We start from the raw sequence: 20,283 nt of genomic DNA, 5'->3' as shown, positions 1-20,283 counted from the left end.
GACGGCATGGCGTCGCCGCGGCCCGAGCGCCTCAGGTTCGACCCCGCGATCCCGAATGCGGGCCGCATAGCCGACTACTTCGCCGGCGGCAAGGACAACTTCGCCGCCGACCGCGAGGCCGCGCGGGCGGCGCTCTCGATCGCCCCCGAACTCCCCGTCCTGGCGAGGGAGGGACGCAGGTTCCTCCGCCGGGCGGTCGGCTTCCTCGCCGAGGCCGGCATCCGCCAGTTCGTCGACATCGGCTGCGGCCTGCCGACCCAGGACAGCGTGCACCAGATCCTCCACACCGTCGCGCCGGACGCGCGGGTGGTCTACGTCGACAACGACCCGATGGTCGTCGTGCACGCCCAGGCGCTCCTGAAGGACGAGCGCGTGGCCACCGTCATCGAGGCCGACGCCCGCGACCCGGAGCGGATCCTCACCCATCCCCGGCTCACCGGGACGATCGACCTGAACGAGCCGGTGGCGATCCTGCTCTTCTCCTTCCTGACCGATCTCACCGACGACGTGCAGGCCCTGCAGATCACCTCCGGCCTGCAGAAGGCCATGGCGCCGGGCAGCTACCTGGCCCTGTCCCACGCGGTCTCCGACCTGTGCCCGGAGAAGACGGCCCGGCTCGCCGCCCTCTACCAGGACCAGGGGTCGATCACCGGCCCGCGCCGCGCCAACCTGCGGACCGGGGCGGAGGTGGAGCCGTTCTTCGACGGGCTGGACCTGGTCGAGCCGGGCCTGGTCTACATCCCGCAGTGGCGGCCCGAGGGGGCGGTGCCGCACCGCCCCGACGCGGTGTGGGTCGTCGGCGGAGTCGGGCGCAAGGACTAGAATCTCCCGAAAAACCAGGGTTTCTCATCCTTGACCTTTGCCTTGACGCCTGTCCGTGAGCCCGCCGTTCTCCGGTGTCCCGGGCAACAGAGGAGATGACGCATGAGCGACGCGGCCCGGCGGCCTCGGTCGGACTTCGACACGAGCGTGCCCAACGTCGCCCGGATGAACGACTACTTCCTCGGCGGCAAGGACAACTTCGCCGCCGACCGCGAGGCGGCCGAGAAGGTGCTCGCCATCGCCCCGGAGGTCAGGGACATGGCCAGGGAGGCCAACGCCTTCATGGGCCGGGCGGTGCGCTTCCTCGTCGGGGAGGGCGTCACCCAGTTCGTGGTCCTCGACTCGGGCCTGCCGACGCGGAACAACGTCCACCAGGTGGCCCGGTCGCTCCTGCCCGAGGCGCGCGTGGTCTACGCCGCCGACGACCCGGTCGTGCTCTCCCACGCCCGCGCCCTGCTGGCCACCGACGACCGCACCGCGGTCGTCGAGGGGCACGTCCTCAACCCGCGCGACCTGCTCGCCGACCCCGAGCTGCGGCGGCTCATCGACCTCGACCGGCCGGTGGCCGTCGTCATCCGGTCCGCCCTGCAGTTCATCCCCGACGAGGACGACCCCTTCAAGAGCGTGGCCGTGCTGCGCGACGCGGTGGCGGCCGGGAGCTACTTCGTCATCGGCCACGTCGTCTTCGACATACGCCCGGAGGTGGCCGGTCCGCTGGTCGACGTCTACCGCCGGGTTCTCGGCCGCACCGAGGACGCCGCCCGCACCAGCGCCGAGGTGCTGCGTTTCTTCGACGGCCTGGAACTGGTCGAGCCGGGTCTGGTCTACGTCCGCCACTGGCGCCCGGACAACCCGCTGTCCACGCACGGCCGCGAGAAGACGTGGTCCATGGGCGGGGTCGCCCGGAAGGCCGAGGGCTGACCCGCGACCGCCCGCCCGGCCCGGGAGCCGCCCGGTGGGGCGCGGCCCGGGAAGCCGCGCCGTCCCCGGTCCGGGCCGTCTACCCCGTCGCCAGCAGGTCCTCGCGCTCCACGGCCTCCAGGGAGAGGGTCTTGTAGCCCACCTCGTCGAACAGGACGGTGATCCGGTCGCTCTCGCGGCTCATCACCATCCCCGTGCCCCAGACGCTGTGGCGCACCCGGGCGTGCATCGCGTACGGGCCGTCCGTCCCCGGCTCGGCGGAGACGCCCGCCCGGCAGGTGTCGCAGGCCCCGCAGGTGCGCTCGTACGGTTCCCCGAAGTACTCCAGCAGGAAGCGGCGGCGGCAGCCCGTGGTCTCCGCGTACCCGCGCATCATGTCGATCCGTGACTCGTCGATGCGGCGGCGGGTGTCGTCCAGGTCGGCGGCCCGCGCGACGGCCCGCTCCGGGTCGGGCCCGCCCGGGACGCGGCGCAGGCCGCCCCTCGCGGTGGTCCCCACCGCGCCGGCCCTCTCCAGCAGGTTCACCAGCCGGGTGAGGCGGGTGGCGCCGATGTCGAGCACCGCCCGCAGCTCACGGGCCGGGACGGTGCCGCCGTGCTCGTGCACGAGCGTGGCGACCCGCAGCAGCATCTCCTCGTCGGCCCGTCCCCCGGCGAAGAACCTGCGCAACCCGAGGTCCTCGGGCCGGTAGAAGAGCACCGCGGCGGACGGCTCGCCGTCCCGGCCCGCCCGGCCGATCTCCTGGTAGTAGGAGTCCGGTGACTCCGGGGGCGCGGCGTGCAGCACGTAGCGGACGTCCGGCTTGTCGATGCCCATGCCGAACGCGGAGGTCGCCACGACGACGTCCAGCCCGTCGTCGCGGAACGTCTCGTGGATCCGGTGACGCTCGGCCGCCTTCATCCCCGCGTGGTACGGCTCGGCCCGCCGGCCCGCCTCGCGCAGCGCGTCGGCGTACTCCTCCGCGGCCCGGCGGGTGGCGACGTAGACGAGACCGAGGCCGGTACGGGAGGCGGCGTCCTCGATCAGCGCCCGGCGCAGGTCCTCCGGGGTGACGAAGCGGCGCACCTCCAGATCGAGGTTGGGCCGGTCGAACCCCCGCACGACCTGGCGGACGTCCGACAGGCCGAGGGCCGAGACGATCTCCTCGCGCACCGACGGGGTGGCCGTGGCGGTCAGCGCGGCGACCGGCGGGTGGCCGAGCCGCTCGATCACGTGCGCCAGCCGCAGGTAGTCGGGGCGGAAGTCGTGGCCCCAGGCCGCGACGCAGTGCGCCTCGTCGACGGCGATCAGCGAGGGGCGCGCGGCGCGCAGCCGCTCGACCGTCCCGGGCTTGGCCAGCTGCTCGGGAGAGAGGAACACGAACTCGGCCGTGCCCGCGCGGACCGCGTCGAGGGAGTCGTCGCCGCCGGACTGGGCCGAGTTGACCGCGACCGCCCCTCCGGCGTCGGCGCTCATCAGCGCGGCGACCTGGTCGCGCTGGAGGGCGATCAGCGGTGAGACCACCACGGTGGGTCCGTCGAGCAGCAGGGCGGGCACCTGGTAGACGGCCGACTTGCCGCCGCCGGTGGGCATGACCACGAGCGCGTCGCCCCCGGCCAGCAGGTGGCGCATGGCCTCCAGTTGTCCCGGCCACAGCTCCCGCCATCCGAAGACCTCGCGGGCCACCGCCCGCAGCCGCCGTGCCCGCGCCCCGGACCCGTCCCCGACGTCCATGCCGTCCGCCTCCCCCGCTCGTCACCAGGCCCAGGTACCCGGGGAGCGGCGGCGTAGTCGCGCGGCGGCCGCGGGCCGGCCGCGCACGGGTGAGGGGCGCCGCGCGGGCGCCCCTCGGTCCGGTCCGGCCGCGCTCCCCGCGGTCACTTCGGCATGAGCACGCTGTCGATGAGGTAGATGGTGCCGTTGGCGGTCTGGATGTTGCCGCAGACCACCTTGGCGTCCTCGACGGTGAACTCCTCACCGGAGCCCTTGGCGGTCAGCGTGCCGCCCTGGAGCGTGGTCAGCGTCCCCTCCGTCAGGTCCTCGGGCGTCTTCTTGCCCTCGACGACGTGGTAGGTCAGGACCTTGGTCAGCTCCTCCTTGTCGGCCAGGAGCTTGTCGAGCGTGTCCTTCGGGACCTTGTCGAAGGCGTCGTTCGTGGGGGCGAACACCGTGACCTCCTGGGCGGAGTCGAGCGTTTCCTCCAGCCCGGCCTGCCTGATCGCGTCGCTCAGCGTGGAGAGCTCGGGGTTGGAGGCGGCCGCCTGCGCGACCGGCTTGCCCGCCATGTCCTCCAGGCTCCCCTCGCCCGAGGTGGGCAGGGTGGCGCAGGCGGGGCCGAAGGGCTCGGCCATCGCGCCGGTGCCCGTGGGCGAGGGCGACATGGTGCCCGTGGGTGAAGGCGACATGGTGCCCGTGGGCGAGGTCATGTCCGTGGGGGAAGGCGAGGCCATGTCCGTGGGCACCGGCGTGGGGGAAACGGCGGGGTTCACGGCACCCGCCCGGGCGGCGACGGGGAGGGCGGTCAGGGTGAGCACGGTCAGAGCTGAGGCGAGAAGAGCCTTTTTCTCCACGTTCATCTCCTTCATTTCGGCGTATGAGACGTTCGGGTCCGCCTGGCGGCCCCCGAGGTGCTCACATGCTGTTTCCGGAGATCAATTCCCGGCGATTTGGTGACAAATGCCCGATTAATGGACTCTTGACCACTTATCTCCCTAGAAAGCCCTATAAGGGGTTGGAAGAATTAATGTTCCATTCCGTCGGGCCGTCCGGATCCGGCCGTCCGATCCGGACGTCCGGATTCCCGTACCGTGCCCGTACAGTGGGGGCATGAGCCCGAAGATCGCGACCAACGAGGTCGTCTCACGTGACCGCCTGCTGGACTTCCTCCGTGATCGCCACCGCGCGCTGCTCATCACCGCGCGGCGCGACGGCGGGCCGCAGGCGTCTCCGGTGACCTGCGGCGTCGACGCCGAAGGCCGCATCGTGGTGTCCACCTACCCCGAGCGCGCGAAGGTCGCCAACGCCCGGCGCGACCCCCGGGTGAGCGTCGTGGTCCTGTCGGACGACTTCGACGGCCCCTGGGTGCAGGTGGACGGCACGGCCGAGGTCCTCGACCTTCCCGAGGCCCTCGAACCGCTGGTCGAGTACTACCGGGTGATCGCCGGCGAGCATTCCGACTGGGACGAGTACCGCGCGGCCATGGTCCGCCAGGGCAAGGTGCTGCTGCGCGTCACCCCGGAGCGCTGGGGCCCCGTCGCGACCGGCGGCTTCCCCGCCCGCCTCGCCTGACCGTCAGCCCAGATCCGCCAGGACGGCGTCGGCGGCGCGGCGGCCGGAGACCAGGGCGCCCTGATGGGAGCCGGTGTCACGGTGGTCGCCGCACACGTAGCGGCCGTCCGCGAAGCGGACCGACCGGCGCATCCGCAACGGCGGCGGCATCGCGGGCAGCGCGCTCTCTATCGCGTAGGTCGCCAGATGCTCCCAGCCGGAGGTGTCGGTGCCGTAGATCTGCGAGAGCCTCGCCCGGACACGGGGCTCGTCCGCATCGGACAGGACCCCCAGGACCGAGGTCGAGATCAGCGCGCGGCCCGGCGGGGCGTACTCCGGTGCGGCGTCGCTGATGACCAGCGTGTCGGTGATGTGGCCCTCCACGTCGACGATCTGCGTGGGATCCTCCATGGGCGAGCGCGAGGCCGCGTGGTAGAAGGTCGTCACCGACCGCATCTCGGGAACCTCCAGCCCCGGGTAGAGCGCCGCGGCCATGGCCGGGTCGGTCGCCACGACCACCGCGCGCGCCGGGATCGTCCCGCCCCCCACCGTCTCCACGCCGTCCCCGCTCACCGCGATCACCGGGGTGCCGAGGGAGAGCGCGCCCGCCGGGACGCGGGCGGCGAGCCTGCGGGCGATCTCGCCCATGCCCAGCGCGGGCACCCCGACCGTGCCCCGGGCGAAGGCACGCCAGATCAGGTGGAAGAAACGGCTGGAGGTCTCCAGCTCGCGCTCGAGCACGACGCCCGCGAGGAAGGGACGGAACAACTTCTCGATCATCCTCGACGAGATGCCCCAGTGCCGCAGCTCCTCCTGTGTGGTGCGCTCCCGGCCGTCGCGCAGCCAGTCGGCGGGCAGGGCGACATCGCGCGCGGTGAGCGCGGCCAGGGCGGCCTTGTCCAGGGGGGATCCCACGTCGGCCAGCAGCCCGCTGAGCGCCTGGCCGGGATGGCGCCAGGGCACCATGAAACGCTCCCGGCGCCCCCGCTCGAAGGCGATCACGCCCGAGGGGATCGCGCGCAGGTTCAGCGCGCCGATGTCGAGCACCCGGCCCGCCTCCGGGTAGGCGGTGTTGAACACCTGGAACCCCCGGTCGAGCCGGAACCCGTTCACGAGGTCGGTGCGCACCCGGCCGCCCACCTCGTCGGACGCCTCGACGACGCGGACGGGCATCCCCGCGGAGTGCAGCCGGACGGCGCACGCGAGGCCAGCGAGACCCGCACCGACGACGACCACCGTGTCCGACATGACGCAACCCCCTGGCTCGACGGCGGCGGAACGACAAGATCCGCCACCTGTGACTTCGGGCGGCGGCCGCCGGGGGTTGCGCCCGCCGCACCGCCCGCCTAGGGCCTACCCCAGCTTCACGGTGATCTCTCCCCCCAGTTGGAAGCCCCCGTCCAGTTCGAGGTCGTCACCGCTCCAGAACCGGCCCGGGTCGTACCAGTTGGGCCGCCGGCCGCCGGGGAGCAGCCCCATGGCCTCGTAGGTGACGGCGACAACCTCGGCGCAGTAGGCGCTCTCCAGCGCGCTCTCCTCGGCGCCCCGTCTGAGGATCCTGGGCACCCGTCCCTTCAGCCAGCGTCCGGCGAGCCTGGCCGTGGACGGGAAGGGAGTGCCGTCGAGCCGGGCGACGGTGCGCAGGACGGCGTCCTCCATCTCCCTGGGGATCTCCGGTTCCAGCTGCCTGAGCCAGGCGCGCTGGCCGTACCTGGTGGCCCAGACGGTGACCGCGTCGCGCAGGTCGTGCAACTGGACGCCGCGCTGGTGCGTCCCCGCCCACAGGTCGGGCAGGGACCGGCCGAGCTCGGCGTGCCACATCAGGGGAGGCATGTCGTCGACGACGACGGACATGCCCACGTGGTTGACGGGACTGTTCGTCACGGTCTGGATGGCTCGGTCGGGCACCGTCCGGCCGCGGAACAGCCACACGTCACCGGTACGGGTCAGGTTGACGGCCTCGTCGAGGCTGATGCTCTTGCCAGGCATTCCGATAGCGTAGGCACATGCGTTGGTGGAAGATACTCGGTCTGGCGGGCGTCGCCGGTGTCGCGGCCACCGGAGTGGTGATCGCCCGCGCCGAGCGGCGACGGCAGGCCTACACCCCGGACGAGATCCGCACCCGGCTGCGCGCCCGGCTGGAGGAGGCCTCGGCGCGCGAGGCGTCCGGGGTCGCGGCGGCGGGGGGCGCGCTTCCCGGGGGTGGCGCCGCCGGGAGCGCGGCGCCCGGCGGCGAGGCCCCCGGCCAGGCGCCCTGACCCCGCACCGCGAAGGCCCCGCGCGTCCTCCGTCTCCCCGCCTCCGCCCCGAGGCGGGCCCCGCACCGCGTCAGCCGAAGCGGACGGCGTGCGGGTCCCAGTCTTCCGGAAGAGGAGCCGGGACCGGGCAGGTGCTGCCGATCGGGAGGAACTCCGCCCGCTCGGCGGACTCGGCGACGGCGAGCATCGTGTCGAGGACGTGCAGGCCCAGCTCGCCGGTGGCGCGGTGCGGCCGGCCCTCGCGGACGGCCTGGGCCATGTCGAGCACGCCCAGGCCGCGGCCGGCCGTGCTGCCCGTCGTGGGGACCGGCACCCACTCGTCGTCGCCGGCCCGGCGCAGCCGCACCTCGCCGCCGAAGGCGTTGGGGTCGGGCACCTCCATGGTCGCCTCGGTGCCGGTGATCTCGATGAACCCGGCGCGGCAGAGCGGGGAGTCGAAGCTGAAGACCATGGTGGCGGCCTGGCCCGCGGCGAACTCCAGGAGCGCGGCCGTGTGGGTGGGGACCTCCACGGCGAAGCGCGTCCCGGCCCTGGGGCCCGAGCCGATGACCCGCTCCCGCCTGGCCCGGCGGCCGACCGCGGCCACCCGGCGGGCCGGGCCGAACAGGGTGACCAGGGCGGTCAGATAGTAGGGGCCCATGTCGAACAGCGGCCCGGCGCCCCGCTGGAACAGGAACTCCGGGCTGGGGTGCCACGACTCGGGGCCGGGGGTCTGCAGCAGCGTCAGGGCGGTGAGCGGGGTGCCGATGGACCCCTCGGCGACGAGGCGGGCCGCGGTCTGCAGGCCGGCGCCGAGGAAGGTGTCGGGAGCGCTGCCCAGCAGCACCCCGGCCGCCGCCGCGGCCTCGACCAGCTCCGCGCCGGACTCCCGGTCGACGGTGAAGGGCTTCTCGTTGTAGACGTGCCGCCCGGCCCGGACCGCGGCGAGCGCGACCGAGGCGTGGGCGGCCGGGATCGTGAGGTTGACGACCAGTTCCACGTCCGGGTGGGAGATCGCCTCCTCGGGGGCGACCGCCACCGGCACGCCGTACCGGGCCGCGACCTCACGGGCGCGCTCCGGGTCGATGTCGGCGCACGCGACCACGCGCACCCCGGGGAAGGCGGTCAGGTTGGCCAGGTACTGGTGGCTGATGGTCCCGCAGCCGACGATCGCGACACCGAGCGGGCCGGTCACGGGCTCACCCGCCCGGCGGCGACCAGACCGGTCAGGTACGCGTGGCTGTCGGCCAGCGCCTGGACCACGTCGGTGGCGCAGTGGTCCAGTTCGACGATCCGCACCGCGTCCGGCGCGGCGGCCAGCGCGTCCACGATCGGCACCTCGCCCGCGCCGACCGCGGTCATCGGGCCCTCCTTGGTGGCCGGGCCGTCCTTGACGTGCAGGTGCCGCACCCGTCCGCCCAGCCTGGCGAGCAGCTCCGCCGGGTCGACTCCGCCGGTCGCGGCCCAGTAGAGGTCGACCTCCAGCAGCACCTCCGGGTCGAGCAGGTCGGCCAGCACCTCCAGCGCGGGGCGGCCGTCCACCCGCTGCTCCAGTTCCCACCAGTGGTTGTGGTAGCCGAGCCGCAGGCCGTGGTCGGCGGCCTCGCGGGCGGCCTCCCCGATGACCCGCGCGGCCGACTCCAGGCCCTCCCGGTCGGCGAACCACCCGGCGGGCGCGGCCGGCACGATGACGGTCTCCGCGCCGACGGCGGCCGCGGCGGCGAGCGCGGCCGGGCGGCGCTCGTCGAGCAGCGGGGCGTGCACACTGCACACGGTGAGCCCGGCCTCCCGGAGGTCGTCGGCGAGGCCGCCGGGGTCGAGGTGCGCGTCGTACGGTTCGACGGCGCCGTACCCGATCTCGGCGATGCGGCGGAGCACGGCGCGGCGGTCGGCGGCCGCCTGCTCGCGCACGGAGTACAACTGGACGGCGAGTGGGGGCATCCCCGATCCCTTCGTGTCGTTCTGCGTGGGCGGCGTTCAGGACCCCCGGTTCGGGCTCCTCGTCTCCCCGGGGAGGACGAGCGCGGCGGCGCCGTACAGGCCGGCGTCGCGCTCCAGGGCGGTGCGGGTGACGGTCAGGCGGTGCAGGAAGCCGAGCCCGGCCTGCTTGGCGACCGCCTGCCGGAGCGGGGCGAGCAGCGTGTCTCCGGCCCCGGAGACGCCGCCGCCGATGACGACGTCGTCGATGTCGAACAGGGCCGCCGTGGTGAGGATCGCCGTGGCCAGGGCGTCGGCGGTCCGCTGGAAGGCGAGCCGGGCGACGGGGACCCCGCGCGCGGCGTCGGCGGCCAGCGCCCTGGCGTCCGGCTGCCCGCCCGGGGCGCTCCAGCCGTTCGCCAGCGCCCAGCGGACCATGCTCGGGCCGCTGGCGATCGTCTCCAGGCAGCCGATCGCCCCGCAGGGGCACAGCCCGCCGTTGCGGTCGACGGTGATGTGGCCGATGTGACCGGCGTTCCCGGTCGGGCCCAGGTAGGGCACGCCGTCCAGAACGAGGCCGCCGCCCACGCCGGTGGAGACCACGATGCCCAGCAGGGCTCGGGAGGCCGCGTGCCCGCCCCGCCACCACTCGCCCAGCGCCATGCACTGGGCGTCTCCCGCGAGCGCGACGGGGACGCCGGGGACGAGTTCCCTGACGGCGTCGGCCAGCGGGAAGTCGCGCCAGGCCGGGATGTTGACCGGGCTGACCGTGCCGGCCACGACGTCGAGGGGGCCTGCGGAGCCGATGCCGACCCCGGCCGCTCCCGCGGCGCCGACCTCGCGGACCAGCGAGGCGAGCGTGGCCGTGGGATCGGACCCGACCGGGACTTCCGTCCGGCGCTCCATGCTCCCGTCCGGCCGGACGACGGCGGCGGCGAACTTGGTGCCGCCGATGTCGATCGCGAGGGCGGTCACGAGCCGGCCTCGCGGGCGGGCGGGGACGCGGGAGGGCGGCAGGCTGCCGCCGCGCGGCTGTGCAAGGGGTCCTCCGGTGCGGGGAAAGCAAGACGGTCATCGGCCCGGAGACCGGGCAAACAGGCTGAAGGTACGACGTCGTTGACAACGTTGTCAACGGCCTGCCGGCCCCGGACCGGCGGGCGTCCCGGGCGTACTGTGCGGGCTTACCTGTTTTACGGGTAGATACGGTTAGCCAGGAGTGATGTGAGGAGATTGCGATGACCCATGAGCGTGCGGGGCAGCCCGCGCAACCGTCCGATCTGGTCGACGTGGCCCGCCTGGTGACCTCCTACTACACGCTGCACCCCGATCCCGGTGAGGCCGGGCAGCGGGTGGCGTTCGGGACGTCGGGACACCGGGGCTCCTCACTGAAGGCGGCGTTCAACGAGGACCACATCCTTGCCACCAGCCAGGCCATCGTGGAGTACCGCGCGGCCCAGGGCGTCGACGGCCCGTTGTTCCTCGGCGGCGACAGCCACGCGCTGTCCGAGCCGGCCCTGGTGTCGGCGCTGGAGGTCTTCGCGGCCAACGGGGTACGGGTGCTGATCGACGAGCGGGGCGGCTACACCCCGACGCCGGCGGTCTCCCATGCGATCCTCACCCACAACCGGGGGCGGTCGGCGGGGCGGGCCGACGGCGTGGTGGTGACCCCCTCGCACAACCCGCCCTCCGACGGCGGTTTCAAGTACAACCCGCCCAACGGTGGCCCGGCCGACACCGACGCGACCTCCTGGATCCAGGACCGGGCCAACGCGCTGATCGCCGACGGCCTCAAGGAGGTCCGGCGGATCCCGTACACCAGGGCGCTGGCCGCCGACACCACCGGCCGCTACGACTTCGTCGGGCACTACGTGGACGACCTGCCGTCGGTGCTGAACCTCGACGCCGTCCGCGCGGCGGGGGTGCGCATCGGCGCCGACCCGCTGGGCGGGGCGAGCGTCGCCTACTGGGGGGAGATCGCCGAGCGGCACCGGCTGGACCTGACGGTGATCAACCCGCTGACCGACCCGACGTGGCGGTTCATGACACTGGACTGGGACGGCAAGATCCGGATGGACTGCTCGTCGCCGTACGCGATGGCCTCGCTCATCGCCAACCGCGACGCCTTCGACGTCTCCACCGGCAACGACGCCGACGCCGACCGGCACGGCATCGTCACCCCCGACGGGGGGCTGATGAACCCCAACCACTACCTCGCCGTGGCGATCTCCTACCTGTACTCCCACCGGCCCGGCTGGCCCGTGGACGCCGGGGTCGGCAAAACGCTCGTCAGCAGCGGCATGATCGACCGGGTGGCCGCCGACCTGGGCAGGCGGCTGGTGGAGGTCCCGGTGGGGTTCAAGTGGTTCGTGCCGGGACTGCTGGACGGCTCGCTGGGCTTCGGCGGGGAGGAGAGCGCCGGGGCGTCGTTCCTGCGCCGCGACGGCTCGGTGTGGACCACCGACAAGGACGGCATCATCCTGGCGCTCCTCGCCTCGGAGATCATCGCGATCACGGGCCGCTCGCCGAGCGAGCACTACGCCGACCTCGTGTCCCGTTTCGGCGACCCGGCCTACGCCCGAGTCGACGCCCCGGCGACCCGGGAGGAGAAGGCGGTGCTCGCCAGGCTCTCGGCCGAGCAGGTCACCGCCGACACCCTCGCCGGCGAGCCGATCACTCAGGTGCTCACCTCCGCGCCCGGCAACGGCGCCCCGATCGGCGGGCTGAAGGTCGCCACGGAGAACGCCTGGTTCGCCGCCCGGCCCTCCGGCACCGAGGACGTGTACAAGATCTACGCCGAGTCCTTCCGAGGGCCCGCGCACCTGGCGCAGGTCCAGCAGGAGGCCAGGGACCTGGTCTCGGCCACCCTCGGCTGAGGCGCCGCCGGGGCCGGACGGCCGGCGGGGGCCGTCAAGGGAGAACGGCACACCCGCTCCGCGGCGTACCCCATGGAGTCGCGCGCCTTCCCCGCCTACGGTCGGCAGCGTGCGCGTCACCGGACCACGCACAGGGGCGGGTCCGGGCGCGGCACGGGCGGCGCGGGGTGAGGCCCCGTGACCGGGAGACCGAGGAGGGAAGCCATGACACGTGCGAGATCCCTGCCGGCCGCGCGGGGCGGCCGGCAGGACACGACGGCACGGAACAGCGCCCGGCGCCACCCGCGCCGGTGGCCGCGCGCGGCCACCGCGGCGGGGGCCGCGGCCCTGGCCCTGACGGGAGTGCTCGCCACCGCGCCCCCGGCGCAGGCCGTGCTCGGCGACACCCACCGGACGGCGGCCGAGATCGCCGACAACCTCAACAGCCTGAGCTGGCCGGGCCAGAGTACCTACAACACCTACGCCACCGGCAGCCAGACGACGTCCGTGGTCTGGGGCACCCCCGGCTCCCCCACCACCTATTTCAACCGCAGCAAGTGCGCCAGCTTCGTCACCAAGGTGCTCAAGCAGGCGTGGCCGTTCGCCACCGACCAGTACCTGGCGGACGCCTTCGGGTCGGTCAGCCCGACCGCCGCCCAGTACCACGACACCTTCGTCAACGGCGCCGAGTACTTCACCACCAGTGCCAACAGCAGCCTCGACCAGATGAACGAGCTCGGGGCCGGCGTCATCATCGCGATCAAGTACAACGGCTCGTCGCCCGGCACCGGCGACCCCACCGGTCACGTCATGATCATGGCCGACGACCCGGTGCCGTACAACCGGGACGGCGACGCCTCCACCGTCGAGTGGGCGGTCCCCGTCATCGACGTCACCAGCAACCCCCACGGGGTGGCGTCCACCTCGCCGTCGTCGCCGTACCAGAACTTCCGCGACACCCGCGCCGTCGGCGCCACCGAGTATCCCGGCCTGGGGCGCGGCTGGATCTTCATCCGCACCGACGCGGCGAACCGGCCGCAGGGCCACTGGTGGGGCGCGAACGAGAACGTGACGACCGGTTACCACCCGGTGGCCGACCGCCCCATCGCGTTCGGATGGGTCGGCTACTGACAGCGGCGGCGCGGGCGGGGGCTTGCGGGTGATCAGGTGAACATGCGCCAGGCGGCGGGCATGACCGTCCAGCGGCGGCGGGCCGTGCGGCCGGTCAGCTCGCCGTCGGCGTTCACCGGGACGGGCTCGCCCGCCACGGCCACCTCGCGGCCGCGCGCGGTGACCACGTCGCGCAGGCCGGGGTGGGTGCCCCGGCGCAGGCGCAGGGCGTAGGCCAGCCGCTCCAGCGGGCCGGTGGTCAGCGCGACGACGACGTCGACCATGCCGTCGTCGGGCCTGGCCCGGGGGGTCAGCGGGGTACCGCCGCCGATGGTGACGCCGTTGCCGACGCCGGCCATGAGCACCGGCCGCCCGTCGGCGTGCGCCCGGCTGTCCACCGTGACGCGCAACCGCCACCCGGGGCTCCGCACGCCGGCGAGCAGCGCGCCGGCCGGGTAGGCGAGCCGGCCGAGCCTCGGCTTGAGGGGCGCGGCCTGCTCGGACGCCTCGGCCCCCACCCCGAGGTGGACCGCGTTGACGACGACCCCGCCCTCGTCGTCCACCAGGAGGTCGAGCGGTGTGGACCGCCCGGCGAGCACGACGCGAGCGGCCACCTCGGGGTCGAGCGGGAGACCCAGCCCCCGGGCGAAGTCATTGCCGGTGCCCAGCGGGACGAGCCCCACCGTGCGGGCGGCCAGCTCGCCGCGGCGGTGCAGGGCGGTGACCACCACGTGCAGGGTTCCGTCGCCGCCCAGCACCACCACGTCATGGTCGCGGTGGGCGTCGAGCATCTCGCCGAGGTCCTTCTCACCGACGGGCGCCTCGACCACGTCGGCGCCACCGGCGCGGAGCGTGTCGACGGCCGCGGCCCTGGCCCGGTCGCCGGCGCCTCCCGCGCCCTCGTTGCAGATCGCCAGCAGCTCGGCCATGTCGCTCCTCCACGTGATCGCCTGTACGGTCCCTGCCCACGGGGACCGCGATCACGCGGGCCTCAGCCCAGCCGCCACACGCGCAGGGCCACCCAGAGACCGGAGCCGAGGCCCAGCAGCACGGCCAGGGTGTACACGACCGCGGTCGTCGTGTCGTCGAGGTGGCCGTTGCCGACGACGAGGACCGCCATGATCACCGCGCACAGCAGGCCCACGCCCGCGGCCGCGAGGCCGCCGACCGCGGCGGCCTTCAGCACGCGCGGCAGGACGCCGCGGCGCCCGCGGACCGGCGCCATGACGGACATCAGCCGGCCCACGACCAGGGCGGGGTCGTCGTCGACCTGCCCGGCCGTCAGCTGGCCGGCCACCCCGCCGGGTTCCGGCTCACTGAGGCAGATCCACTGGCGCGCGTGGACGAAGACGGTCGCGCCGCCCGCGCCGGGGACGCGCAGCCGCAGGAACGGCTCCCCTTCGGGGAACGCCTTGAGGCTGTGGCGGACCATCGGGGCGTGCAGGTCGAGCGCGGCGCCGAGGGCACGAAGCGCCGACTCCTGGTTCGTGTTCCCCATGGCGGCCTCCCTCTCTCCCTGTCTTCGTACCGCACGGCACCGCGGTTGCCTGCGGCGGGGCCGACCTCCGCCCACCGGAGCGCGGGGGCGGGAGTAGGCGTAGCCGCGCTCGCGGCCCCGGCCGACCTCTGCCCGCCCGCGCGGGGGCGGGTGAATCCGCGGGCGCCGCGCACGGAAAAGGCCGGCGCCTTGGTGGCGCCGGCCTGTGCCGTCCCGGTGCGCGGTGCCGGTCGCGCCCGGAACCCCGCGGGCCCGGTACCCGGGTACCGGGCACGCGGGGCGGCTCTCACGTGTGGGACAGGGCGGAGTTCACACGAGACCTGGCCATGGAGCGCGAGGACACCTCCTCCAGCACGTGACGGATCTTGGCGCGGCAGACCGGGTCGGTGAGCCTGCCGTCGGCGTCGAAGTGGCTCGGGGCAGGGGTGACCACGATCTCCGCGCCGTACACGACGGCGCCCGTCGCGCCGAGCGCGCGGCCCAGCTGGATCTGGGTCCACGTCGCCTCGTGAGCGCGCGAGCAGGCGGTGACCAGGCCCACGGGCTTGCCCACGAGGACCGCGCCGGCGCGGCGGGAGGCCACCCAGTCGAGGGCGTGGCCCAGCTGGGCCGGCAGTGAGCTGTGCCCCGGCGCCGTGACCAGCATGCCGTCCGCCGCGGCGAGGGTGTGGTACAGCTCGTCCACCGGACGCGGGAGCGCACCGTCCGTCAGGGGCGGCACCTGGTCCAGGCCCTCCCAGATCACGAGCTCCGCCGTCGCGGGCAGCTCCCGCGACATCGCCTCCAGCAGCCTGCGAACGTAAGCACCCTGACGAAGGCTGCCCGCGATTCCAACGATCTTCATTCCCGGCCCCATCCCTGTCGCGAGGTCGCGACGTCGAACATAGGAGGCCTCGCCGCTTCGGTCCCGCAACCGCGGCCGGCAGCGCGAAAGCCCCTCCGATTCACCGAAAAACCGCTACACGGCGCTGCCGTGGTCCATCGCGGGAGGCCCTCCGCCGGAACCGCTCCTGCCGCCCCGGCTCCGAGATCTACGACGGTGTCCACGTCCTCGCAGGTCAACACGGCTGCGGTGGCGCCGCCAGGCCTCACGCTCCATCACATCCCGGACGTGCCCTCGGAAAGGAAGAACGAACGTGATCTCGGAGAGCGTTTTTCCAAGAGCCGGTGAATTCTCCGCCAAGCGCGGCGAGTGCCCGGGGAACGGGAACCGTTTCCGCGCTATGGCGTGGCGCGGGAACGGTTCTCGCGCCGTGCCCCGGCGGTCGTCACCGCACGCGGCGGCCGGCGCTGGGCGGGCTCAGCCGGGCGGCCCGGTCGACGGCCATCACGTAGTAGCGGGCACCCCGGGTGCCCGCCGGATCCACCCAGCGCAGGTGGCGTCGGGCCGGCACGACGGCGACCAGGTTGCGGGCGTCGGCGAGGTCCTCGGCCCGGGCTCCGCGGTCGAGCCGGAAGATCGCGTACTGGAACGGGACGTCCTCGCCCGTGGCGAGCACGCGCAGCTCGACGCCGCCGTCCACCCTGCGCGCCGACGGGATCACCGGGCGGCGCGGGGCCCGGCCCGCCGCGAGCCTGGGCAGCAGCGGGGGCAGCGCGGGACGGGTGTAGTGGCCGGCCACGACGGCGCTGATCGAGCCGATCCGGTCGTCGCGGACATCGCCGGCGTTGTACCAGATGTCACCGCCGACCTCCGGGTGGTCCCGGTTGAGGGTCAGGTGCCGGGTGAGCTCGTCCGGCTGGAACCACTGGGCGGGCTGCCCGGACGCGCCGGCCTTGTAGGCCGCCTGGCCGATCCACAGCTGCGTGCCGGTGCCCGCCGCCACGTCGGACCACCAGGGGACCAGCTTGGCGTAGTCGGCGTTGGACTGGCCGATGTACCAGTAGAGCTGCGGCGCGATGTAGTCGAGCCAGCCCTTCCTGACCCAGCCGCGGGTGTCGGCGTGCAGGTTGTCGTACGACTGGCTGCCGCTCGTCTCCGAGCCCAGGGGGTCGGTGGCCTTGTTGCGCCAGATGCCGGAGGGGCTGATGCCCCACGCGATCTCCGGCTTGGCCCGGCGCACCCGCTCCTGCATCTCCCGCACGAGCAGGTCGACGTTGTTGCGCCGCCAGGCGGCGAGGTCGGGGAAGCCGGCGCCGTACGCGGCGTAGGCCGCGCTGTCGTCGAAGGCGGTGGTGTTGACCGGGTAGAAGTAGTCGTCGAAGTGCAGGCCGTCGATGTCGTACCGGGTGACCGCGTCCATCATGGCGTCCTGCACGAACGCGCGGACCTCGGGCATGCCCGGGTTGTAGTAGAGCTTGCCGCCGTAGGAGACGATCCAGTCGGGGTGCCTGCGGGCCGGGTGGTCGGGGTGGAGCCCGGCCGGGTCGGCCTGCATGGACACGCGGTAGGGGTTGAACCACGCGTGGAAGGCCAGACCCCGCCGGTGCGTCTCCGCCACGAGGAAGGCCAGCGGGTCGTAGCCGGGGTCCCGGCCCTGGACGCCGGTCAGGTACTGCGACCACGGCTCGTACGGGGAGGGCCAGAAGGCGTCGGCGGTGGGCCGCACCTGCACGAACACCGAGTTCAGCTTGCGGGCGACCGCGAGATCCAGCCAGGCGAGGTACTCCGCCTTCTGCTGGTCTGCGGTGAGCCCGGTCTTCGAGGGCCAGTTGATGTTGACGACCGAGGCGATCCACATGCCGCGCATCTGGCGGAGCGGCGCGTCTCCGGACGGGGCCGCGGAGCGGATGGCGGGGGCTCCGGCGGGGGTGGACGCGGACGCGGCGGAGGAGGCGGACAGCGGCCCGGCGGTGGCCGCCGCGGCGAGGGCGAGGCCGCGCAGGACGGTGCGCCGGCTGGGTGAGGTCATGCGGGCTCCAAGGGGGTGGTTCAGCCTCCGGCCGTCGCGGTGGGAGGGCGCGGGCCGGGCGCCGTCGGGAGGAGAGACGAGGCCGGTCACGGGGTCTCGACCGCGAGGATGGCAGAAAGCTACTTTCGAGGCAATGATGATGAAGAAAAATGTCCTCGATGTGTAACCTGCCGTGAGACGTCCCCAGCGAGCGAGAAGGTGACCGAATGCCCCACCGCAGCCCCGACCTGGCCCGGCTGGCCATGACCGTCCTCCAGCCGGGCTTCGACGGCACCGCGCCCCCCGACTGGCTGCGCCGGGCGCTCGCCGAGGGGCTCGGCGGGACCGTGCTGTTCGCCCGCAACCTCACCGGCCCGGCGCGGGCGGCCGAGCTCGTCGCCACGCTGCGCGCGGAGAACCCCGCCGTGGTGATCGCGGTGGACGAGGAGGGCGGGGCGGTCACCCGCCTGGAGGCCGTCACCGGCAGCTCGTGGCCGGGCAACCGGGCGCTGGGCGTCGGCGACGACGTGGAGCGGACCTGGCTGGTGGCCCGCGAGATCGGCCGCCTCCTCGCCGCGGCCGACATCACCCTCGACTACGCGCCGGTGGCCGACGTCAACGCCGACCCGGCCAATCCGGTGATCGGCGTCCGTTCCTTCGGGCCCGAGCCCGAGCTCGTCTCCCGGCACACCGCAGCCTGGATCTCCGGCCTGCAGAGCGCCGGCGTGGCCGCCTGCGCCAAGCACTTCCCCGGCCACGGCGACACCGTCACCGACTCCCACCACGCCCTGCCGACCGTGCACGCCTCCCGCGAGACCCTCGCCGAGCGCGACCTGCCCCCGTTCCGCACCGCCATCGGCGCCGGGGTCCGGGCGATCATGTGTGGCCACCTGCTGGTGCCCGCCCTCGACCCGGACGTCCCGGCGACGCTGAGCCGGCGCGTCCTGACCGGGCTGCTCCGCGAGGAGCTGGGCTTCGACGGCGTGCTGGTCACCGACGCCATCGAGATGCGCGCCGTCGCCGCGCTCCACCCACCCGGCGAGATCGCGGTCCGCGCCCTGGCCGCCGGGGCGGACGCGGTCTGCGCCGGGGTGTCCTCGCCGGGCGGCGAGAGCGTCTACGCGCTGCGCGACGCCATCGTGGACGCCGTGCGAGACGGCAGGCTCCCCGAGGAGCGCCTGGCCGAGGCCGCCTCGCGCGTGCTCGCGCTGTCCGCCTGGTACGCCGCCGGCGCCCCGGCGCGGGCGGCGGGCGATCCGCGGGACACCCCCGGCGGAGGCACGGACATCGGACTGGAGGCCGCCAGGGCGGCCATGCGCGTGGTGGCCGTCGCCGAAGACCGCACCCCTCCCCCGCCGCCCGGCCCGTCCGCGCCGGCGCCGGCTCCCGTACCCGCCGCGGTGGGCCGCTCCGCCGGAGCCCGGCAGCTCCCCCGGCCCGGAAGCCCGCAGGCCCTCCCGCGTGCCGCGGCGGCCGGGAGCGCCGTGCTGGCGGGGGCGCCGCTGGTGGTGGACATCGCCCCGCCGCCGAACCCGGCGGTCGGCCCCGCCACCCCGGCCGGGATCGCCGCCGCCCTGGCGGAGCTGCTACCGGGCACCGTCGCGCACACCGTCACCGCCGAGGCGGCCGAGCTTCCCGACGTCACCGACCGCGAGCGCCCCCTCGTGCTGGTGGTCCACGACGCGCGGCGCCACGCGTGGGTCGTGGACCTGCTGGCGCGGGCCGTCGGGCTGCGCCCCGACGCCGTCGTGGTCGAGACCGGGCTGCCCGGTGAGCCCACCGGAGCCGTGTACGTGACCACGAACGGGATTTCCCGGGCCTCGGCCCGCGCCGTAGCGCACCGGCTGACCGCGGGCCAATAGGCTGATTCCGACACGAGAGGTGCCCCATGAACGACCACGACGGCCCCACGCCCGCGAATCTGGTGGCCACCGTGCGGGCGGTCCTGCCCTCGCTGACCCCCGCGGCCCAGGCCATCGCCCGTCTCATCCTCGACGACCCCGGCATGGTGGCCCGCAGCACCATCACCGAGTTCAGCGCACTCTCCGGCACGAGCGAGGCCACGATCGTGCGCACCGCCCGCGCCCTCGGCTTCGCCGGCTACTCCCAGCTGCGTTTCGCCCTGGCCGCCGCGGTGGCCCGGGAGGAGCCCGAGCGTCTGGTCCCCGGCGACCTGGGCCCCGACGACCCGCTGGTCGACGTGATCGCGAAGGTGACCCGGGCCGAGTCCGAGGCGCTGGCCGACACCGCGGCGCAGCTCAACCCCGACCGGCTGGACGCGGTGGTGGAGGCGATCGCCGGGGCGCGCAAGGTCGACGTCTACGGGGTCGCCGCCTCCGGGCTCGTGGCGGCCGACATGGCGCAGAAACTGCTGCGGATCGGCCTGTCGGGCCACGCCTTCACCGACGTCCACCTGGCCCTCACCAGCGCGGCCCTGGTCCGGGAGGGCGACGTCGCGGTAGGCGTGAGCTGCACGGGCGAGACCCCCGACGTGCTGGAGCCGATGCGGGTCGCGGCCAAGGCGGGGGCCACCACGGTCGCGATCACCAACAACCCCCGCTCGTCCCTGGCCGAGTTGTCGGACCATGTCCTGATCTCGGCGGGCCGGGAGACGGCCTTCCGTCCCGGCGCGCTGGCCAGCCGAATCAGCCAGCTCCTGATCGTCGACTGCATCTTCGTCGGCATCGCCCAGCGCACCTTCGACACGTCCGACGCCGCCCTGCGGGCGACCCGCTCCGCCCTCGACGACTTCCTCGGCGAGGCCCGCCGCCGCCCCAAGTCGTCATGACACGGTGACCGCCCGCCGGTCACGCGCGGGCGGCCACCGGTCCTGCGGCGCCGGGAGCCC

General features: G+C 74.2%; 19 protein-coding genes. 8 read left to right on the top strand and 11 right to left on the bottom strand.

Features of this window, described 5'->3' with window-relative positions:
- The first annotated feature begins 6 nt into the window (after positions 1 to 6).
- A complete protein-coding gene (locus ABD841_RS17465; RefSeq protein WP_344972662.1) occupies positions 7 to 822 on the top strand; it encodes an SAM-dependent methyltransferase in 816 nt (271 codons plus the stop codon).
- 102 nt (positions 823 to 924) lie between these two features.
- Positions 925 to 1,743 (top strand): SAM-dependent methyltransferase, encoded by an 819-nt coding sequence (locus ABD841_RS17460; RefSeq protein ID WP_344972660.1) that lies wholly within the window; start codon positions 925 to 927, stop codon positions 1,741 to 1,743.
- 79 nt (positions 1,744 to 1,822) lie between these two features.
- On the opposite strand, the gene ABD841_RS17455 is transcribed toward ABD841_RS17460, so the two are convergent.
- A complete protein-coding gene (locus ABD841_RS17455) occupies positions 1,823 to 3,457 on the bottom strand; it encodes a RecQ family ATP-dependent DNA helicase (protein ID WP_344972658.1) in 1,635 nt (544 codons plus the stop codon).
- 143 nt (positions 3,458 to 3,600) lie between these two features.
- Positions 3,601 to 4,299: a fasciclin domain-containing protein gene (locus ABD841_RS17450; protein ID WP_344972656.1), complete on the bottom strand. Its 699-nt coding sequence runs from the start codon at positions 4,297 to 4,299 to the stop codon at positions 3,601 to 3,603.
- A 250-nt stretch (positions 4,300 to 4,549) separates the two neighbouring features.
- On the opposite strand from ABD841_RS17450, the gene ABD841_RS17445 reads away from it, so the two are divergent.
- Positions 4,550 to 5,011: a PPOX class F420-dependent oxidoreductase gene (locus ABD841_RS17445; protein WP_344972654.1), complete on the top strand. Its 462-nt coding sequence runs from the start codon at positions 4,550 to 4,552 to the stop codon at positions 5,009 to 5,011.
- Between the two features lie 3 nt (positions 5,012 to 5,014).
- Here the strand turns inward: ABD841_RS17445 and ABD841_RS17440 are convergent, their stop codons facing one another.
- Both ABD841_RS17440 and ABD841_RS17435 read right to left on the bottom strand, forming a co-directional pair.
- Positions 5,015 to 6,238: an NAD(P)/FAD-dependent oxidoreductase gene (locus ABD841_RS17440; protein WP_344972652.1), complete on the bottom strand. Its 1,224-nt coding sequence runs from the start codon at positions 6,236 to 6,238 to the stop codon at positions 5,015 to 5,017.
- A gap of 105 nt (positions 6,239 to 6,343) precedes the next feature.
- Positions 6,344 to 6,979 (bottom strand): hypothetical protein, encoded by a 636-nt coding sequence (locus tag ABD841_RS17435; RefSeq protein WP_344972650.1) that lies wholly within the window; start codon positions 6,977 to 6,979, stop codon positions 6,344 to 6,346.
- 17 nt (positions 6,980 to 6,996) lie between these two features.
- On the opposite strand from ABD841_RS17435, the gene ABD841_RS17430 reads away from it, so the two are divergent.
- On the top strand, positions 6,997 to 7,248 hold the full coding sequence (locus ABD841_RS17430) for a hypothetical protein (RefSeq protein ID WP_344972648.1): 252 nt from the start codon (positions 6,997 to 6,999) through the stop codon (positions 7,246 to 7,248).
- Positions 7,249 to 7,318: 70 nt separating this feature from the next.
- Here the strand turns inward: ABD841_RS17430 and ABD841_RS17425 are convergent, their stop codons facing one another.
- The 3 genes from ABD841_RS17425 to ABD841_RS17415 are packed head-to-tail and all read right to left on the bottom strand — an operon-like array spanning position 7,319 to position 10,119.
- Positions 7,319 to 8,422 carry a Gfo/Idh/MocA family protein gene (locus tag ABD841_RS17425; protein WP_344972646.1) on the bottom strand — a complete coding sequence of 368 codons (1,104 nt, stop codon included), beginning with the start codon at positions 8,420 to 8,422 and terminating at the stop codon, positions 7,319 to 7,321.
- Positions 8,419 to 9,168: a sugar phosphate isomerase/epimerase family protein gene (locus tag ABD841_RS17420; RefSeq protein ID WP_344972644.1), complete on the bottom strand. Its 750-nt coding sequence runs from the start codon at positions 9,166 to 9,168 to the stop codon at positions 8,419 to 8,421. The genes ABD841_RS17425 and ABD841_RS17420 overlap by 4 nt, the downstream gene beginning before the upstream one ends.
- A 36-nt stretch (positions 9,169 to 9,204) precedes the next feature.
- Positions 9,205 to 10,119, bottom strand: a complete 915-nt coding sequence (locus ABD841_RS17415) for an ROK family protein (protein ID WP_344972642.1) — start codon at positions 10,117 to 10,119, stop codon at positions 9,205 to 9,207.
- Between the two features lie 260 nt (positions 10,120 to 10,379).
- On the opposite strand from ABD841_RS17415, the gene pgm reads away from it, so the two are divergent.
- The gene (gene pgm / locus ABD841_RS17410) at positions 10,380 to 12,017 is read left to right on the top strand and encodes a phosphoglucomutase (alpha-D-glucose-1,6-bisphosphate-dependent) (protein WP_344972640.1); all 1,638 of its coding nucleotides are present in this window, start codon (positions 10,380 to 10,382) and stop codon (positions 12,015 to 12,017) included.
- A 204-nt stretch (positions 12,018 to 12,221) separates the two neighbouring features.
- Positions 12,222 to 13,127: a hypothetical protein gene (locus ABD841_RS17405; protein WP_344972638.1), complete on the top strand. Its 906-nt coding sequence runs from the start codon at positions 12,222 to 12,224 to the stop codon at positions 13,125 to 13,127.
- Between the two features lie 32 nt (positions 13,128 to 13,159).
- Here the strand turns inward: ABD841_RS17405 and ABD841_RS17400 are convergent, their stop codons facing one another.
- From ABD841_RS17400 to ABD841_RS17385, 4 genes are all read right to left on the bottom strand, one after another.
- Positions 13,160 to 14,035 (bottom strand): diacylglycerol/lipid kinase family protein, encoded by an 876-nt coding sequence (locus ABD841_RS17400; protein WP_344972636.1) that lies wholly within the window; start codon positions 14,033 to 14,035, stop codon positions 13,160 to 13,162.
- Between the two features lie 62 nt (positions 14,036 to 14,097).
- Positions 14,098 to 14,604 (bottom strand): hypothetical protein, encoded by a 507-nt coding sequence (locus ABD841_RS17395; protein ID WP_344972634.1) that lies wholly within the window; start codon positions 14,602 to 14,604, stop codon positions 14,098 to 14,100.
- 286 nt (positions 14,605 to 14,890) lie between these two features.
- Complete coding sequence (locus ABD841_RS17390; protein ID WP_344972632.1) at positions 14,891 to 15,448, bottom strand: NADPH-dependent FMN reductase; 558 nt, start codon at positions 15,446 to 15,448, stop codon at positions 14,891 to 14,893.
- Between the two features lie 424 nt (positions 15,449 to 15,872).
- Positions 15,873 to 17,456 carry a glycoside hydrolase family 10-like protein gene (locus ABD841_RS17385; RefSeq protein WP_344972631.1) on the bottom strand — a complete coding sequence of 528 codons (1,584 nt, stop codon included), beginning with the start codon at positions 17,454 to 17,456 and terminating at the stop codon, positions 15,873 to 15,875.
- 206 nt (positions 17,457 to 17,662) lie between these two features.
- Between ABD841_RS17385 and ABD841_RS17380 the strand changes: the two genes are divergently transcribed.
- Positions 17,663 to 19,297 (top strand): glycoside hydrolase family 3 N-terminal domain-containing protein, encoded by a 1,635-nt coding sequence (locus ABD841_RS17380; RefSeq protein WP_344972629.1) that lies wholly within the window; start codon positions 17,663 to 17,665, stop codon positions 19,295 to 19,297.
- A gap of 26 nt (positions 19,298 to 19,323) precedes the next feature.
- Positions 19,324 to 20,223: a MurR/RpiR family transcriptional regulator gene (locus ABD841_RS17375; RefSeq protein WP_344972627.1), complete on the top strand. Its 900-nt coding sequence runs from the start codon at positions 19,324 to 19,326 to the stop codon at positions 20,221 to 20,223.
- Positions 20,224 to 20,283 lie beyond the last annotated feature (60 nt).

Origin of the sequence: Streptosporangium fragile (genome assembly GCF_039534445.1) — a bacterium.
Classification (GTDB): Bacteria; Actinomycetota; Actinomycetes; order Streptosporangiales; family Streptosporangiaceae; genus Streptosporangium; species Streptosporangium fragile.
This window is presented reverse-complemented; position numbering and strand designations above follow the sequence as displayed.